We start from the raw sequence: 18,143 nt of genomic DNA on the forward strand, positions 1-18,143 counted from the left end.
TATACTCGCGGGCAGTTTGTCGTACTTCTCTCTTGACCGTAGATCTCGCACTCTCAGAGGCTCCGATGTCCAATCCTTACGATTCGCCCGATGTTTCCAACGTTCAAACCTATCAGACTTCGACACGAAGGATGAAGATCAAGAAGCTCGATCCTCTGTCGCTCGGCAAGATGTTGGGAGTGATGTACGCGATCATCGGGCTCTTGATCGGTGGCATCTTCGCGTTGATGGCTCTGGTGGGTGCCGGTGCCAACGGTGGCGGCGACGCAGTGATGGGAGGCGCGATCGCAGGTATCGGCTCGATCTTTATCTTTCCGATTCTCTACGGCGTGATGGGCTTCTTCGGCGGGCTGATCAGCGCGCTGATCTACAACGTCGTTTCCGGATTTGCCGGTGGTGTCGAAATGGACATCGAGGTCTAACGCGGCCGAGCTTGAGGCGGGGTGTCCGCGCGTCGCGCCAGTCACTCGCGTGACTATGTTTGAAGCGCCGCACTGGCGATGACTTCGATCGCGGTTTCGGTCAGGTAACGTTTCGCCGATTCGTTCACCGATTCGACCGTGATGGATCGAAGACGATCGAGTTGGTCGTCGATGCTGTAGTATTCGTTGCGAGTTAGCCATCGACTCCCCAGACCGAACAGGCGATTGCTGGGGCGTTCGCTTTGCATGATTAGACCGGCGGTGGCTTTGTTGATCGCTTGGGTTAATTCCTCTTGGGTGACGCCGTCACTGGCCGTGCGCGTGAACACATCCTGCATCAGTTTGCGGTTGCTGTCGACGTCTTCAGGATTGCACGCCAAGTACGCAAACCAAGCACCCGTGTCCATGAATTCTTGTGGCCAAACGGTTGCGACCTCGGCCTTGCCGGTATCGATCAGATCCCAGAACAAGCGGCTACCGCCTTCGTCGCCCACAATCGAAGCCAAAATCCGTGTCGCGTAGCGATCCTGAGACGCTGATGACGGACCCGGCGACATACGGATCAAATACGCTTGATGCGCATCGGGCGTTTCTAAACTCGGGTCCAAGGCAATGCCGGCGGGCAGGACGTCGGCGGCATCACGGTCCGGTGCCGGAGGGAGCGGCAGGTCGGCCCAGTGAGCGGTTTGCTTTTCAACCTGAGCCACTAACGCGTCGAAGTCAACGTTTCCCGATGCTGCCAGGACCATGTTTTCAGGCCGGTAGCGGCGAGCGAAGTAAGCTTTCATCGCGGTCGCCGTCATGGCTTCAATCGAATGGCTGGTTCCCAACACTCGGCGACCGAGACCGCGCGGGCCGAAGTAAACTTCCATCGCTCGTTCGAAGGCGCCGAAGGGAGGTTGGTCTTCGTACTTGGCAATCTCTTCCAAGATCACTTGTCGTTCGGTGTTGAATTCATCTTCGTCAAGCGTCGGACGCATCATGTCGGTCAACAAGTCGACGATGCGGTCTTGGAACTTTGGCAGCACAGTGGCGTAGTAGACCGTTTGCTCTTCGCTGGTGTAGGCGTTGCCTTGTCCGCCAAGTTCGTCAAGTTCGCGGTTGACGTCGGCGGCACTGCGGTGCTGGGTTCCTTTGAACATCATGTGTTCAAGGAAGTGGCTCAGGCCCGATTCGTGATCGACCTCGTCTCGTGAACCGCTGCGGACAAAGTAGCCGTATGCCGCAGAGTAGCCACGGTTGTCAATCTCCGCTGCGATGCGTAGTCCGTTGGGGAGCGTGGCTTGATGGAAAGTTGGCATAGAAAAAGTGGGAAGCGTGAAGGATGTAGGGTGAGGGCGCTGGCGGGCCGATATTAGTTACCGAATTTCAGCGGGTTTTCGCCGAGCGTGACAACGATGTAATCCCGTGGCGGATGAGCGGACCAGTAGTCTCGGATTTGATCGAGTGAGATCGCTTCGATTGCCGTTTCAAGTTCTTCGGTGGTTAGCACACGGCCGATTTGATAAAGGTCCGAGGCGAGCGACGATGCGCGCGAGACACTGGATTCCTGTTCCATGATCAGGCTGCTTTGAATGCGGACTTTCCAACGATCCAGTTCGCCTTCCTCGAGTCCGTCCTTTAGTTTTGCGATCTCGGCAAGCGTAACGTCTAGCGTTTCTTGCGCCCGTTCAGGCGTCGTGCCGGCGTATCCAATCACGCCGCCCACGGATTTGAGCGACTGAGAACTGGCGGAAACGGTATAACAAAGTCCACGCTTTTCGCGGACGCGGTCGAATAGACGACTGCTCATCCCATCGCTCAGGATGCCGATTCCAGCTCGCATGACGAAATACTCATCGTGCCCAAACGGAATCGACGGGAACGAAAATCCTATGTGCGTTTGACTCGAATCAAGATGGATGTGTTCATAGCCGGGGTGGCGATCTTGAGCGGGCAAGCCGGTGTTGGATTCGGTTTTCCAGTCGCCAAAAGTCGCTTTGATATGTTCGACGATGGGAGCGATTTCTACGTTTCCGGCAACCGAAAAGATTGCATCGCCGGCATGGTAATGACGAGTAAAATAGTTGCGAATGTCGTCTTGCGTGATTGCGGCGAGACCTTCGGCGGTACCAAGCGAAGAGCGGCCAAGCGATTTTCCGTAATGGCGTTCGCGGATCTTTCGCATCACACGGTGCGTCGGTTCGTCTTCCATCGCGCGAAGTTCTTGCAGTCCCATCATTCGCGCATCGTCGAGTTGGTCGGCCGGTAGGTGAGGTCGGCGGACGATTTCGGCATGGATAGAAATCGCGTCCATGATCGAGTCCGCGGGCATTGCGGCGGTGAATGAAGTGAGCCCGCTCGAAACTCCGCTGTTGCTATCGATGCCGAGGTTATCCTGGACAGCGACAAGTTCGCGGCTGCTATAGGGGCCGGCACCGCGTTGGACCATCTCGCATGTCATGCCTGCCAACCCGCCAAGGTGATCGGGTTCGACATGGATTCCCCCGTGCAACGATAGCGACATCGCAGCAGTACGCTGCCATGGCATCGGTTGAACGATCACGGTCATGCCATTGTCGAGTTTTTCAACGTGGATGGGCGAAGATTCGATGGAAGTAGAAATGGTGGCGGCTCTAAATAGATGGGGTCGTAGCAGGAGGACCGGTTCCAACCAGTCCGCAATCGATCAGCTTTGGCCGGTTCCCATCGGCCGTCGCTCTCGCGTCGTTGGTCGGTAGATTCGGTTCTGCTTTCTTGAAGGGAAACAGCTAGCGGAATGGAATCCGTTCTACATTCCGATCGAGACAACCTCGACCGTTTTAACTCGGCCAACCAACGTGTGGCTGCTGGCGTCGTCGATGGTGATGTTGAGGAATTGACCGGCTTGGCGACGGTTGCCGTCGAACACAACAATGCGATCGCACGTGGTGCGTCCGATCATCTGAACAACATGAGCGTCATCGAAGTCATCGCTTCGTTTCGCTCTTTTGCTGGGCCCTTCGACGAGCACTTCGACGGTCTTGCCGACGAACTTCAGGTTGTCTTCCTTAGCGATTTCATCATGCACAGCAAGCAGTTCGTTGTTGCGGCGCGCTTTGGCTTCCAGTGGAATGTCATCTTCGAGCCGTTCGGAAGCCTTCGTTCCAGGGCGTACGCTGTATTGGAAAATGAAACACTGTTTGAATCGGCATCGCTTGACCAATTCGATCGTCTTTTGGAAGTCCTCTTCCGTTTCGCCGCAGAAGCCCACGATGAAATCGCTGCTAATCGCGGCTTCGGGCAAGATGCGTTCGATGCGTTCCATCATCGCCATGTAGTCCGCGATTGTGTATCCACGTTTCATGCGTTTCAGCACGTCGTCGCTGCCGCTTTGCGCGGGGACATGCAAGTACGGGGAAACTTTGGGGAGGTCGCGAATGGTTTCGAGCAATCGCTCGGTCATGTCCTTGGGGTAGTTCGTGACGAACTTGATCCGTTTGATACCTTCGATTTCGTGCAATTGTTCCAGCAGCGACGACATGTCGGTAACTGATCCGTCTTCGTGCTTGAACTTGTACGAGTTGACGGTTTGGCCGAGCAGCGTAATTTCGAGACATCCTTGTTCGGCCAGGACGTTAGCCTCGGCAAGAATCTGCTCGGGCGATCGACCTTGTTCTGGGCCTCGGGTGTTGGGCACGACGCAGTAAGTGCAAAACTTATCGCAACCGATTTGGATGCGCAGATACGCTTGGAACGGCGTGGGACGCATCGTTGGGTCACGAAGCGGGTCAAACGTTTCGTGCGAACGAGCGATCGTGGCTTGGCTGCCTTCGTTGCGAGCGAGCGACACGGCCATTTGGCGACCTTCGCCGTTCTTGATTTTGTTTAGCAGCGTTGGGATTGTGTGCAATTGCCCGGGGCCAACGACCAAATCAACGTAGGGGGCACGTTTGAAAATGATCTCCTGATCCTTTTGGGCCATGCAGCCCATCACGCCGATGATCTTGTTCTCGTTGTCTTTCTTGTGCAGTTTCACCTTGCCGAGCGCACTGTAAACTTTCTCCTCGGCATGCTCGCGAACGCTGCAGGTGTTGTAGAGCACACAATCAGCTTGGGCCGGTGTATCGACGACGGTATAGCCATGTCGTTTCAGGTCAGCGATCACCATCTCGCTGTCGAGAACATTCATCTGGCATCCGACGGTCTGGATGTAAACGCGTTTATTCATTGGGCTTTGACTTTGCATCCGACTTGGACGCTGGTTTTGAAACTGGAGGGCCACGTTTTGTCGGCGTGGATTGCATTCGATCGACAAAGGTTTTCAGCACATCGGTCAATACGATTCGTCGCCGGCCCATCGATCCGAGCAGCATCATCGCAGCGATGAGCGCTCCCAAGAGCCATAGCAGGGTCGACGACGAGAAAAGCAAATCCGTTAGCATGTGCACAGGATACCCGCCCAGGCCCGATTTCGGGAAGAGAGGCTAAAATAGGCCGCAATTTGCGTCCCTGGGCGAGGCAATTCCGGTCCACCACTACCGTTTGGAAGCCATTGAAGGTCCCCCATGAATACCCGCCGTCTGCTGCAATTCTCGAACCTGGACCACGCTATCGAAGAGGCGGAAAGGTTGGCCAACGTGCCCACCCGGATCACAGGACAGCATTCCCACGGGCAGATTATCCGTCACTTGGCGCTGACGATGGATGTTGCCTGCGGTCACGAACCCAGTCCCACGGTGCCGTGGCTGATCAGAACGGTCGCACCGTGGTTGAAGCGAAAGGCCCTCGCCAAACCCGTGAAGCCAGGGTTCAAGCTGCCCGCATCGGCGGAATCCTTCTTTTGGCCAAATTCCGATATCGAGGTTCCTGTCGCGATGGTCCATTTGCGAGATTCGTGGCGGCGGTACCAGAGCTGCAGCCCACTACCGCCGCACCCTGTCTTTGGAAAGATGACGCAGGATGAGCACGACAAGCTTCAGTGCATGCACTTCGCTTTGCACCTAAGTTTCGTGCATCCTGTGATCGGCTAATTGCAATTGCCCGGTGTGGTTTAACGTCTGATTGGAATTACCGTGCCAAGTGCAATCGTTGGCTCGTGTCAGTGATGCACGCCCGAGCCAAAGAGGTAGCGGTATTCGGCCAGATGTTCGTCGATGTCACGCGAGAGCATGCGTCCATTGATGTGGCCCGCGATGACGGTGCCGTAATAGAGCGGAACTGATTGAGAAGGAATGACGCTGCCAAGACCACTGCCTACGTAGGTCCCGTAAGCTGGGTACAAAATTCGGTTCGCTTCAATGATCCCCTCGCGATCTTGCCGTTGATAGAGGTATGAGAACACATCGCGAGATGCCACGGTTTCGTGCCATGTCGGGAAGAATAGGTACGCAGCGCCGTAGGTTCCCGGATACGACCGCCGCGAGAAGTCTTTGGCGTGCGCGAGTTCATGTAGTGCGATCGCGGGCACGTCGCTGTATAGGTGCACGGTTTGCGTGAAAGGGTTGTAGTGATCGCCACCGAACAAACGTCCCGGCAGGATCGCTTCGCCTCCCAACGCTGCCAACCCCAGCGTGTAACGATAGGGCCATGCCACGTTCTTGTTCGCACGTAATCGTTTCCAGTCCTTCAGCGGTGCGTATTGGTTCACGCGAACCTTCACGTGAGCGAGTGAGTTGTCACGCATATAGTCGGTCGTGGCTTCGATGGTTGGTTCGGTGATGTGATGGTTGTCGATCCGGCGGTCCCACAGCATGACCTTGCCAGGAATGCCCCAAATCCATCCTGCGGTGTCGAGTACCTTGTGCGGCTTTCCAAATTCCAGTGGCTCTTCGTTCAACGCAAGCAAGTCAGGTGATTGCGTTTGCTGGCTAGGGGGAATCGGTCTGGGGTCGAGTACATGGCAACCACATGAGACGACCACCAGCAGCGCTGCGATAAGCAGCGTCGATGGAGCAATCCGATAGGGTGAGTAAATGCGAATCATTTGGCCAGTGAATTAAAAACGGTGTCGGTATCCAAACGTCATGCCATACATTTCCAAGCGATCGGGATCGACCTGCCCCGCCGCTACGTCTCGAGCGTTGTAGACATCACCGATTGAAAGTGCACTGAGTCCAACGTGAAACGCGCTGGAACGCGTGACGTGAAAACTGACGTCCGCGTTTAACTCCGTCACGAAGGCAAGGTAAGACGCTTCGACAAGCCGGTTTCGTAGCGTAGGTGCGTAGTGGTTGATTTGAGTGGATTGGTTCCAGCCGAACCCCGAGCAAACGCCCGTTGAGAACACAAATTTGCGCCAAAGGTATTGCTGTTCAAAATCGAGATCGAAGGTGACGATCTTGTTTTCCGTTTCGATCCAGTCCTGAAGCGGCGTGTATCCGTAAACTTGTGATCGATAAAGGTCGCCGATGTTCATCCATCGCCCGCCGATCATGATTCGTCGTTGACCACCGAGCACCCGGTGCGTCGTTCCCGCAGCAATCGCGATGTTCGTCAAGCTTGTCGACGTGCTCAATCGTTCCGACGGTAAAAACGCATCTCCGCTACCGTCAATCTGCATCAGCGAAAAATGAAACGTTGGTTGCGGGCTTAAGTCAGCGTGTGACGAACTCCGCGGCTGGTTTGTCCTGGCGGCATCATGATTGATGCGTAGTCTAACCCCGGTGTTGGTTCCAGACTCAAGCGTGGCTCGTTCCGAAGGGTAGGCATAGTCACGAAAGGTGATGCTGTCGCGACGTTCCATACTTAGGAAATCAACGTCGCCATACCACTGGGAATGGGGACGGATGAACGCGGCGTTGTCGCCAAAGGATTCATGGACAACGATCTCGCTATCAAGATGATTGGTCGCGTGAGGGATGGTTGGAATCGCGTGTTCGTAATCGTGTTCGTAATTGTAATCGACGGTATCGTTACCGACCGTGATTGGATCGGCGAGCAGGTGTTCGGTAGGCGTTTCCGCAAATGAATCTTGCCCGAACGAAGTCTGACCGTTGATCGTCATCCCTTCGGTAGTTTGCTTGGCAATGACTGAGTCGAGTGATTGCTCGTCGATAAGCCAAAACGGATCTTCTTCTGCGGTGGCCGACTGGATCGACGCCCCCATCGCGGCCAAGCAAATCGCATGCAGCAGGAATTTCCGCAACGTTAGGATTCCGGGACCGATGGTTTCGCGGGCGGTTGATTGATGGCGGCGGCTGAGTCTGATTTCTTAGACTGGCGGCGTTCTCCACATGGAGCAAGGTACGACGAGTAGGAAATTGCGTCCCGAAGTGTCAATAGAATCAAGTGGGAATGGGCAGGCTCGAGCGACGAAGCGTCCTCTGGAATCACGAAAGGAATTGTCTCAATCAAGCGACAGGAACCCGGTGACGGCTGATTCGGCCTTGTGCTTGGCTCGCCGCGGTGCGTAAAAGCGAACTCTTAGGTTCCCATTGCTCACCCCTCCAGGTGTTAGGTCTACGGTGTTCATTCGTTTTTTCACCCATTCCACCGTCGTTCTGTTGCTGATCTGCGCCGCGTTCAGCTTCAATTCACGTGCTGCGCTTGGTCAGGTGCCGACGCGCGCCGAGGTCGACGCGGCTCAAATCGTGCGATTGCCCGATGACCCGGCCGCCATCATTGCGGTGGTGGGAAACACGCCGATTTTGCTCGGTGAGCTGCTTCCGCGAGTCAACGCCCGAATCGAAGAGGTCGCGGCAAAGAGCGGCCAGGAGATTCCCGAGGACCAATTGCACTTCGCCAAAGTCAACTTGGTGCGAGGATTGTTAACTCAATCGATCCAAAACAAGATGATGCGTGAATCGTTCCTGCTTGACCAAATGGGAACCGAGAGCGCCGACAAACGTAACGAAGCCGATCAGCGGCTCGCCGCCCGAGCTCGCCAAATGTTCTTCGAATCCGAATTGCCGGAATTGAAGAAACAGTACTCCACCGAGGACATGAACGAGCTCGACAAGGAACTCGCCAAAAAAGGGACCTCGCTGGCTGCTCGGCAACGCGAGTTCACCGACATGATGCTTGGTCACCTCTACATTCGCGGCAAAGTGGATCGCGAGCCAAGAATTTCGATCGCGGAAATCAACGAGTACTATCTCGCCAACCAATCGGAGTTCGAACGCCCCACGCGAGCGCGGTGGGAACAATTGACGGTTCTGTTCAGCAACTTTCCCAACAAAGAACAGGCTCGCGTTGCAATTTCAAACATGGGACGCGAAGCCTACTTCGGCGGCAACCTGCAAGCCGTCGCACGGGCTCAAAGCCAAGAGCCATTCGCCAGCAAAGGTGGCCTGCACGAATGGACGGCCAAGGGATCACTCGCGAGCGAGATTCTTGAGCAACAAATCTTCTCGATCCAAACCAACGCGATGAGTGAGATCATCGAAGACGATCAAGGTTATCACATCGTTCGGGTTCTTGATCGGCAAGAAGCCGGGGTAACCTCGCTTCGTGATGTGCAAGACGAAATTCGCAACAAGCTGAAAGAAGAGAAAATCGCGGAATCTCAGCGAAAGGTTCTCGACGACATGCAATTGCGGATCCCAGTCTGGTCCATGTTCCCCGATGACACTCCCAACGCGCTACCGTTGCCCGAGTCGATCGCCCGTTACAACCAACCGACTTTCAAGCGGTGATTTGTTTTGAATAGGGATGCTGTGGCACGGCTCGTACGTTCGTTTCCGCTGGTCATCATCGTTGCTGGATTAGCATCGTTGATGGGGTGTGGACAGCTAGCCTATCGACTCAACCATCAGGCCCCGGAGACCTTCGTTCCGAATCCGCTTGATTTGCCTCCGGCAGAAGATGTTTTTGTTTGGTCGCAAGTTGTCGACGCGGTTGACGACTACTTCCGCATTGCTCGCGAACAACCCGTGCAGAACTCGGGCAACATGATTCTGGATGGTCGCATCGAAACTTCGTACCGAATCGGGGCTTCGATTTTTGAACCATGGCGTAAAGACAGCACTGCCGGTTTTGAACGATTGCAAAGCACGCTGCAGTCGATTCGTCGTCGGGCGATTGTCGTGGTTCGGCCACAGGCGGTTGGGTACGGGCCCGATGACTTCGCCACCGGGCTAAGCGGTGGCAATTCTCGCATCAGCGCGTCAGGCTACACAATCGAAGTGATTGTTCAGAAAGACATCGAGGACACCGATCGCAGCCAATACTCCACCGAGGGCAGGTCGACTGCGACGCGGCACGACGGTACGGTGGTTCGTCACGACGACAACTACGACAACAGTCCTCAGACGCTCGGTTGGATCCCGCTGGGGCGAGACACGTCGCTTGAACAAACAATTCTGCGAGACATCTTTGGCCGAATCACGCAAGGCGATTCAGACAGGCTGTTGCACCATTAGTATGGCGTGTTGTCCGGCCTTCGGATTAGCTTGAATTCGATCGCGACGCCCTGAGCTTCGTTGTGGAATCAACCAGCCACATCTACAATAAGGCCTCATTTCCCACCTATTTCCACGGCCTATTGGACGTATACGTATGGCTTTCTTGTCCATTTCAGGTCAATCCGGTGATGACAGTCGGTTTGAGTTGAGTGATCGCGAAACAACAATGGGACGTCATCCCGATTGTTCAATCGTCGTCGATGCGGGAGCGGTGAGCCGCTACCACGCCAAAATTTCGGCAAGCAACTCTGGCTTTATGGTCGAGGATTCGGGCAGTCGCAATGGAACGTTCTTGAATGGCCAGATGTTGACCACGCCGACGCTACTGCGCGATGGAGATCGCATTCGCGTCAGTGATGTTGAATTTGTGTTCACTCATGACAACATGCCTGGCTTCGTATCGGGTGGCAGCGAGATGACCTTTGCGGGGTCAAACTTCGGAATCCAGATGGTGGACGAAGGCGAACCCGGAACGCTTAGCAGTTCGTCAAAGGTTGAATTCCGCAGTTCTGCCGATGGCCTGAAGATGGCGGCCACTCCTGAGGCAAAGCTTGAAGCTCTGATGCGAATCAACCGGCAACTCAGCGGCGCCCTTGCGCTTGAGGATGTGTTGCCGAAGGTTCTTGATAGCCTGTTCAGCATTTTTCCCGCGGCTGACCGTGGGTTCATTGTCATGCAGGACGAATCCGGGAATCTGATTCCGCGCTGGGTGAAGACTCGATCAAGTCACGATGAAACCGAAACGATTCGAATCAGCCGCACGATCATTCGCGAGGTCATGACGCATCGAGAGCCAATCTTGTCCCTGGATGCTTCCGAAGACAGTCGATTCGATAGCAGTCAATCGATTGCTGATTTTTCAATCCGATCCATGATTTGTGCTCCCTTGGTTGACGCCGCAGGCAACGCGTTTGGGGCGCTACAGGTCGACTCGACTGCGGGGCGGGGCCAGTTTCGCGAAGATGACGCGGACTTGCTTGCCGGTGTTGCTGCTCAAGCGGGAATCGTAATCAACAACGCCCGAATGCACGAAGCAGCTTTGCATCAAAAAGAGGTCGAGCAAGACCTCAAGCTTGCCACCGAGGTACAGCAAGCGTTCCTTCCCCAATCGCCGCCCGATTCGACAAGCTATCGCGTTCGCAGCTTTTACCAAGCTGCTAACCATATCGGTGGCGATTACTTCGATTACATCCACTTGTCCGATGGACGCGTTGCAATCGTGGTTGCCGACGTGGTCGGACACGGGGTTGCCGCGGCAATGTTCATGGCCAAGTTGTCGGCCGAAACTCGCTTTTGTTTGGCCAGCATCCCTGATCTTGCCAAGGCCATCGAAAAGCTCAACGATCGAATGAGCCGACTGCACGTCGAACGCTTCATCACGTTCCTGGTACTGGTCATTGACCCGCTGAGTGAAAAAGTAACGATCGTTAATGCGGGTCACATGGCGCCTTTGGTGCGGATCGCTAAAGATGGTTCGATCGTCGAACCAGGCGAAGAAGAATCAGGCCTACCGATTGCGATTGACGACGGAATGGAATACGAAGCCGTTGACTTCGAAATGGAACGCGGCGACCTAGCGGTGCTGTATACCGACGGAATCAACGAAGCGATGAATGCCAACGACGAAGAATTTGGCATCGAACCGCTTCGCAAATTGACGGCATCGGGCGGTACAGCGGACGAGGTGAAAGATCGAATCGTGGAGGCCGTGATGGCTCACGTTGGTGATAGTCCACCGTTTGATGATATGTGCCTAGTGGTGGTCGAACGTATTGGTTCGGCTGAACTTTCCCGTTCGGCAGTCACTGATACCGTCGATGACGATGAACTCGACGATTTGCTCGGTACCAAAGGATAATCCAGTCGTGGCAAGTTCGTCTGTCAAGCGAATGGTCGTGCGATACCGGGGCAACGTTCAGGGGGTTGGGTTTCGCATGACGGCGGTTGCACAATCACGTGGTCTCGCGGTTCACGGATTCGTGATGAACGAACCCAACGGTGATGTGTTGATGGACGTCGAGGGGTCTCAAGAAGACTTGGACACGTTAATCCAGCGTATCAAGATTCAAATGGAAGACCGGATCGACGACGCGATCATTGACCAACGAGACCCGTTGAATCGAAGTGATGGGTTCACTATTCGCTACTGATCCCGACGGTTGCTGGCGGAATCGTTGAAGTAACCAGCAACAGATGCAATACCGCAGTCAGTCGGTTGGGACATCTACGCCGCTAAGTTCAGCTATCGACGCAGGTCTCTAAAAAGCGAGCGAGGCGATGGAAGTCGCATCCCGGTTCGATGAAGCGTACTTTGGTGACCAGCGTCTTTGGGTCAACCAGTTCTTCGAACGGAACATAGTGCAGATTGAATTGGCCAGACACCGAAACCATCACGCCGTTAAGTTTTTCTTCGACTAGGGCGCGATAGGCTCCCACTCCCAACGAAGCACCTAACATCACGTCGTACGCTTGTGGCGGTGCACAACGGGCTTCGTAACCCATCTGCAAACCGTTGACCTTGCGGGTCTTGCCGGTACGTTCGGTATATCGAGCGGCAACCAACTGCGACATCATTGCTGACAGGTTCACCAGCGAGATATTGATGTGGCCGTGGTCGTCACGAGTGATTCCCTCGAGGTACTTCGAAGGTAAGAATTCCGCCAAACCTTCCGCGATCACGATCGTGCCGTATTGTCGGCCTTCTTGTTCGCGGGCAAGCATCATGTCGACCATGCGATCGATCACTCGATCCATCGCCATCACCTTGCGAGTCTTTCCGTTGACGACTTCCTCTTCGGCAAGACCGCCCTGGATATCCTCGACGCTCAGCACCATCGATGCTTCACCCGCGATCGCACATCCATAGGCGAGCCATCCGGCACTACGACCCATCGCTTCGCAAAGGAAGTAAGCCCGGCCGGCGGCGGCGTCATAGTTGAGGTTGCGAATCTCTTCGGCAAGGGTTTCAACGGCGGTAAAGAAACCAAAAGTGAAATCAATGCCTGAATAGTCGTTGTCGATGGTCTTGGGCAAGTGAATGACCGGGAATTTGCGAGCACCCGGCGGCAAGTTGTCCTGGAACATCTTGATCTTGTTGGCGGTCTTAAGCGTGTCATCGCCACCGATCGAGATTAAAGCGTCGATTTCGAGTGAACAAAGACCCTCGTACACGCGGCGCAGTGGCGCAACCAGTTCGGGGTCCTTCAAGTGCTCAGGGGAACTGACGTGCTTGCCCGGGTTGGTGCGAGCGGTGCCGATCATGATTCCGCGACTTGTGCGGGCGTTGGTCAGCGTATCGTGAGTGAAGCGGATGTAATCTTCGCCTTCGGTCAACGGCCCCGCCGCGGTGTACTCAGCCAAACGACTGTACCCGTGCTTGATGCCGAAAACCTGGGCACCCTCTTCGAGAAACGAAAATGCTGCGGTCGAGATAACGGCGTTTGCACCAGGAGCCGGTCCACCGGCGAAAAGGATGGCAACGCGTTTGATATCGAGAGATTGAGATATTGGCATCGTCGAGGTCACAGCTAGAGGATTGAGACAAGAAACTCACCACCGAGGGGTGGATTTTAGCCGCGAGAGCGCAAACGGGGCAGCACCCGTAGATCAGAATTTGTTTCTGCACTCGGTCGATGCGGGAAAAAGTCGCTCGAAAAGTTGGTTCAATCGCTGTGAAAGCAATTTCGCCCATCCGGATTTGATCCGGCGAAAACGGCACTCGTTTCTATATCAACAGATCTTTCACTACGGTTCCATGAACGTCCGTCAGTCGGAAATCACGTCCTTGGAATCGGTACGTTAATTTTTCGTGATCGAATCCAAGTTGATGCAGCAGGGTCGCGTTGAGATCGTGAACGTGAACCGGATTTTCAGTGACGTTGAATCCAAGTTCGTCCGTTGCGCCGTGAATGTAGCCGGGTTTAATGCCACCGCCAGCGAGCCATACGCTGAAGCAACGGTTGTGATGATCTCGCCCGTCGTCGCCACCCTGGACCATGGGCGTGCGACCAAATTCGCCAGCCCAAATGACCAGTGTTTCATCCAGCATTCCTAGCCGTTTCAAGTCGCGAACCAGTGCCGCGGCCGGTTGATCGGTTTCCTCGCAATTATTCTTCAACGCTTTGGTCAAGTTGTTGTGTTGATCCCAGGCTTCGTGGAACAACTGCACAAATCGCACATCGCGTTCAAGCAACCGACGCGCGAGCAGGCAGTTTCTGGCAAAGTTCGAAACACTCGCGTCCTTGATTCCGTAAGCGTCCAGCACATGCTGAGGTTCCTGGGATAGATCCATCAATTCCGGCGCGCTGGATTGCAATTGATACGCCGATTCGTAACTTTGAATTCGAGCCGCAGTCTCTGGATCGGCGATTTCGTTGAGCGTGAGCTGGTTGAGTTCGTTCAGGGTATCTAGGGAATCTCGCTGAGCTTGGCGATCATAGCCGGGCGGATTGGACAAGTAGAGAACGGGGTCACCGGTGCCGCGAAACGGAACACCACCGTAGACCGTCGGCAAAAAACCGCATCCATAGTTCGAAGCTCCGCCGCTGGTGCCCTTCGCGCTGGTCAGCACAACGTAGCCGGGCAAATTCTCGCTTTCGCTTCCCAGCCCGTACAACGACCATGATCCAAAGCTTGGTCGCCCAAATTGTTGCGACCCGGTATTCATTAGAATCTGAGCCGGTGCGTGATTTACCGCGTCGGTAGTCATGCTGCGTATCAAGCAGATGTCGTCGGCAATTTTGGCCGTGTGAGGCAGCAGTTCACTAATGTCCATTCCACATTGGCCATGTTTGCTGAACTTGTATTTCCCACCCAGCAGTGCCGAATTGGGATCGATGAACGCAGCGCGGTAATCCTTTAGCAAATCTTTGGGCGGCAGTTGCCCATCGCGTTTGGTCAGTTCCGGTTTGGGATCGAACATCTCCAATTGGCTCGGTGCACCCGCTTGGAACAAGTAGACGACACGCTTTGCTTTGGGAGCGAAGTGCGGCAATTTGGGAGCAAGCGCACGAGTGATTTCTTCCGCCGAAGCGTCACGCGAGATCATGGACGCCAGCGCCATCCCGGCCATCCCGAGCCCGCAGTCACGAAAGAACCAGCGACGACGAAGAAGCTTAGATTGCTCGATTTGAATTTCGTTGTTCATGGATTTGTTTTTGGCTAACTTTTCGTCAATGTTTCGTCGAGATTCAAAAGCACTCGTGTGACCATCGCCCAAGCGGCCACGTCTCGCGGTATGACGCCGTCGGGCAATTCCGGTCGCTCATCTGGGTTGGTGAAACCCACTTTGTCGATGGACAACCAACCATCGGCTAGTCGCTTTGAATTGTGATCAAGCATTTCGATAAGCGTTGCCACTTCGGCCGGCTTTGCGTGACGTCCCGTTACCAAGCGATAGGCATAATCGATTCGCGATTCGTCCGTTTCACCACCCTCTCGCAGCACCCGCAACGCCATCGCTTGAGCGGCTTCGACGAAGACAGGCTCGTTCAGAGATACCAATGCCGCTAGCGGTGTGTTGGAACGAACTCGACGAGCGCAAGCGGCATCCGAATTGGGCGCATCAAACGTTGTCAGCACCGGATCGGGCATCGATCGTTTGCGGAACACGTACAAGGATCGTCGATATCGCAGGGGCGGTGTGGCGGGGTCCCAATAGTCGGGTTTGAAAAAGTTGTATTCCAACAAGCTCGGGGGCACTGGCGGGAAGATGCTCGGGCCACCGACTTGATGGTGCAACAAGCCCGCGGCGGTCAACGCCACGTCACGAATGACTTCCGCTTCAGCGCGAAATCGCGGGCCGCGGGCAAGCCATTCATTGTTCGGATCGGCAACGGTCAGTTCCAGGTCAACGGTGGAGGTCTGCTGGTAGGTTTGGCTGTTGACGATACGTTGGACCAAATGTTTCAGGCTCCAATTGTGCTGGACATAATCGACCGCTAACCAATCCAATAGCTCGGCGTACTCCGGTTCCGGCGTTCGCGTGCCGAAGTCCTCTGATGTTTCAACAATTCCGCGTCCGAACATCGCCTGCCAAACTCGGTTTACTTGAACACGAGCGGCCAGCGGATTGTCTTCGCTGACTAACCACCGTGCAAAATCCAGACGCGTCGGAGACTCGACATCCAACGCGGGCAACACCGTCGGCGTGTGAGGTTTCACCTCATGAGCGGGTTGGTCCCATGAACCTCGGCTGAGTAAGCGAGTGGTGCGAGCATGCTCGGGTGCAGTTTGAGCGGTGTGGAGCACACTGGTCATCGCTTCGGGATAACTTGATTCAAGCTTGTCGATCTGTTCGTTCGCTTCCTTGAACATTTCGTTTCGTTGACGCCAACCGCGGAACAAAGCTTGCATGTCTTTGGTCTTCAGTGCAATCGTTGCGGCGTGGTCATGAGCGGGCAGGGACGGTCGATCCGTGTCCGTCACACCAAGTCGATAGCACCCCAGTTGCAGGTTAGCCCTGCCGCCGTTTCCGCCATGGTCTTGCGTCAGTTGTATTTTGATCTCACCACCGTCCGGCAAATCAAGAGGTTGTTCCAACTTGATCATCGCCACCGACTCGGTATGTCGTAACATCGGGCCTCGATCGGGACGCCATGCTGTTCGGGTGTTGCCGTCGATCAAGAAGGCGGCCGGACCAACGCGTCGGTCCTCGGTCGTTTTGTCTTGCCGAGTGGGCAAGTAATAAGGCTCGAGCTTCTTGGTGGTTTCCGAAAAGTCAGCGTTCGCCTTGGAAAGTTTGACACTCTGCCAATCGGCTTCTTTCGAATTGCGACTCCACACCTCGACTTCAGAGATGGCGAACGTGCCCCAGAAACTGCGGCCCGGCCCACCGAATGCCAAATCGCCGTGCCGCAACGCTTCGATGCGAACAGCGGTAATGTGTCGCTTTTCCGGTTGAGCCGTGACAAAGATCTTGCCCGTCGTCGTTGGGTGTCCCAACACCAGGATGCTGTTGTCAGGTTCCTGGGTGGGGTGATTCAGGCCACCGATCCAAACGAGTTCGTCCGCCTTTAGCGATTCCCAGTCGGCCTCGCGTTTGGTTTCCTTTTCCACATACTCGGCAAGCTGAGACTGCCAATCGGGATGGTCTGCTTTGATCTTTTCTTCGATGTCCGCAACTTGCTTTTGAATGTTCTCGATCGCTTTGAGTTGATCGTCGCTGTAGACCCACGACTGAGCTTCGTAGGTATCGTTAAGGAATGCGAACATGCCGAAGTATTCGTCATGCGTCAGCGGATCGAACTTATGAGTGTGGCATTGGGCGCACTGCAAGGACAAACCCAAGACCGCTTTGCCCAAGCAGTCCATGCGATCAAAAATACCCTCGATGCGAAACTGCTCGTTCACGATCGCGCCTTCTTCGTTCACCATCCCATTACGAAGAAAGCCCGTGGCGACAAGTTGGTCTTGAGTGACATTCGGCAATAGATCACCAGCAATCTGTTCCACCACGAATTCGTTATAAGGTTGGTCCTTGGCGATCGAACGAATTACCCAGTCTCGCCACGCCCATTGGTCACGCGGCATGTCCTTTTCAAATCCGTTGGTGTCGCTATAGCGAGCCACATCGAGCCAGTGCCGCGACCACTTTTCGGCATACGCATCGCTTTGCAGCAAACGATTGACCAGATCCGAAACGGCCGTTTCGTGATCGCGTTTCTCTGACGCCACAAACTCGTCGATTTGCGTTGGGGAAGGTGGCAACCCAATGACGTCCAAGTAAATACGCCGACACAGCGTTTCGGCACTGGCCACCGGTGATCGAGTCAGCCCGCGAGCAGCCAATCGCTGGTCAACGATCGCGTCGATGCCAGATGCGAGACTTTTCTGAGGCAACGCGAACGCCCAGTGAGTTTCGTATTGACCGCCCTGCTTGATCCACTCGGTCAATGTCTCTCGATCGTTATCCGACAATTGCAGATGAGAAGCGGGGGGTGGCATCATCGAATCGGGATCGTCGGTAAGGATCCGCGAGATCACTTCGCTTTCGTCTGGTTCGCCCGGAACGATCGCAGCGTATCCGCCCAGGTCCTCGTAAGCCGCTTCGGCTTGATCGAGTCGGAGGCCCGCTTGACGTTCGGCCTCGTCAGGACCGTGGCAATGCAAACAATTCTCGGAAAGAATCGGAAGTACGTCGCGACCAAAGTCGATCGAGATGGTGTCGGCGGCACGAAGCCCCGTCGCAATGAAAGCCACGAGGACGACCAGGAAGGAGCGGAGCAGCATGGCGATTGGCAGAGGTGGGAAGGTGGGATCGCTCGGAATAGTCTAGTCGATCAAAACAAGACCGTCGGTGAGGTCGTCGATCACGTCGGATGCACACCGCGTTTGGTCGAACGGGTGATTTTCGGTTTTC

The 18,143-nt window shown here is 55.0% G+C and carries 14 protein-coding genes; 6 read left to right on the forward strand and 8 right to left on the reverse strand.

Features of this window, described 5'->3' with window-relative positions; all coding sequences use genetic code 11:
• Positions 1-65 precede the first annotated feature (65 nt).
• Positions 66-422 (forward strand): hypothetical protein, encoded by a 357-nt coding sequence (locus Pla22_RS14600; RefSeq protein WP_207310388.1) that lies wholly within the window; start codon positions 66-68, stop codon positions 420-422.
• A 53-nt stretch (positions 423-475) separates the two neighbouring features.
• Here the strand turns inward: Pla22_RS14600 and Pla22_RS14605 are convergent, their stop codons facing one another.
• The 3 genes from Pla22_RS14605 to miaB all read right to left on the reverse strand — a co-directional run bounded on the left by Pla22_RS14605 (position 476) and on the right by miaB (position 4,611).
• A complete protein-coding gene (locus tag Pla22_RS14605; protein WP_146515584.1) occupies positions 476-1,723 on the reverse strand; it encodes a M16 family metallopeptidase in 1,248 nt (415 codons plus the stop codon).
• Between the two features lie 53 nt (positions 1,724-1,776).
• Positions 1,777-2,973 carry a M16 family metallopeptidase gene (locus Pla22_RS14610; protein WP_146515585.1) on the reverse strand — a complete coding sequence of 399 codons (1,197 nt, stop codon included), beginning with the start codon at positions 2,971-2,973 and terminating at the stop codon, positions 1,777-1,779.
• A 219-nt stretch (positions 2,974-3,192) separates the two neighbouring features.
• Positions 3,193-4,611 (reverse strand): tRNA (N6-isopentenyl adenosine(37)-C2)-methylthiotransferase MiaB, encoded by a 1,419-nt coding sequence (gene miaB, locus Pla22_RS14615; RefSeq protein ID WP_146515586.1) that lies wholly within the window; start codon positions 4,609-4,611, stop codon positions 3,193-3,195.
• 337 nt (positions 4,612-4,948) lie between these two features.
• On the opposite strand from miaB, the gene Pla22_RS14620 reads away from it, so the two are divergent.
• Positions 4,949-5,413, forward strand: a complete 465-nt coding sequence (locus tag Pla22_RS14620; RefSeq protein WP_146515587.1) for a DUF1569 domain-containing protein — start codon at positions 4,949-4,951, stop codon at positions 5,411-5,413.
• 68 nt (positions 5,414-5,481) lie between these two features.
• Here Pla22_RS14620 and Pla22_RS14625 read toward each other — a convergent pair whose 3' ends face one another.
• Positions 5,482-6,366, reverse strand: coding sequence for a hypothetical protein (locus Pla22_RS14625; protein ID WP_242632072.1), 885 nt, complete (start codon positions 6,364-6,366; stop codon positions 5,482-5,484).
• Between the two features lie 12 nt (positions 6,367-6,378).
• Complete coding sequence (locus Pla22_RS14630) at positions 6,379-7,527, reverse strand: hypothetical protein (protein WP_146515588.1); 1,149 nt, start codon at positions 7,525-7,527, stop codon at positions 6,379-6,381.
• Positions 7,528-7,846: 319 nt separating this feature from the next.
• On the opposite strand from Pla22_RS14630, the gene Pla22_RS14635 reads away from it, so the two are divergent.
• The 4 genes from Pla22_RS14635 to Pla22_RS14650 all read left to right on the forward strand — a co-directional run bounded on the left by Pla22_RS14635 (position 7,847) and on the right by Pla22_RS14650 (position 11,934).
• Positions 7,847-9,016 (forward strand): peptidylprolyl isomerase, encoded by a 1,170-nt coding sequence (locus Pla22_RS14635; RefSeq protein ID WP_242632073.1) that lies wholly within the window; start codon positions 7,847-7,849, stop codon positions 9,014-9,016.
• A gap of 81 nt (positions 9,017-9,097) precedes the next feature.
• The gene (locus tag Pla22_RS14640) at positions 9,098-9,742 is read left to right on the forward strand and encodes a hypothetical protein (RefSeq protein ID WP_146516532.1); all 645 of its coding nucleotides are present in this window, start codon (positions 9,098-9,100) and stop codon (positions 9,740-9,742) included.
• A gap of 136 nt (positions 9,743-9,878) precedes the next feature.
• Positions 9,879-11,642, forward strand: coding sequence for a SpoIIE family protein phosphatase (locus tag Pla22_RS14645; protein ID WP_146515589.1), 1,764 nt, complete (start codon positions 9,879-9,881; stop codon positions 11,640-11,642).
• A gap of 7 nt (positions 11,643-11,649) precedes the next feature.
• Entirely contained in the window at positions 11,650-11,934 is a 285-nt protein-coding gene (locus Pla22_RS14650) for an acylphosphatase (RefSeq protein ID WP_242632074.1), read from the forward strand.
• Between the two features lie 88 nt (positions 11,935-12,022).
• On the opposite strand, the gene Pla22_RS14655 is transcribed toward Pla22_RS14650, so the two are convergent.
• From Pla22_RS14655 to Pla22_RS14665, 3 genes are all read right to left on the reverse strand, one after another.
• Positions 12,023-13,297 (reverse strand): 6-phosphofructokinase, encoded by a 1,275-nt coding sequence (locus tag Pla22_RS14655; RefSeq protein WP_146515590.1) that lies wholly within the window; start codon positions 13,295-13,297, stop codon positions 12,023-12,025.
• Between the two features lie 211 nt (positions 13,298-13,508).
• Positions 13,509-14,930 carry a DUF1501 domain-containing protein gene (locus Pla22_RS14660; protein WP_146515591.1) on the reverse strand — a complete coding sequence of 474 codons (1,422 nt, stop codon included), beginning with the start codon at positions 14,928-14,930 and terminating at the stop codon, positions 13,509-13,511.
• A gap of 14 nt (positions 14,931-14,944) precedes the next feature.
• Positions 14,945-18,013 carry a PSD1 and planctomycete cytochrome C domain-containing protein gene (locus tag Pla22_RS14665; protein ID WP_146515592.1) on the reverse strand — a complete coding sequence of 1,023 codons (3,069 nt, stop codon included), beginning with the start codon at positions 18,011-18,013 and terminating at the stop codon, positions 14,945-14,947.
• Positions 18,014-18,143 lie beyond the last annotated feature (130 nt).

The sequence above is a fragment of the Rubripirellula amarantea genome (assembly GCF_007859865.1).
GTDB classification, from domain to species: Bacteria; Planctomycetota; Planctomycetia; order Pirellulales; family Pirellulaceae; genus Rubripirellula; species Rubripirellula amarantea.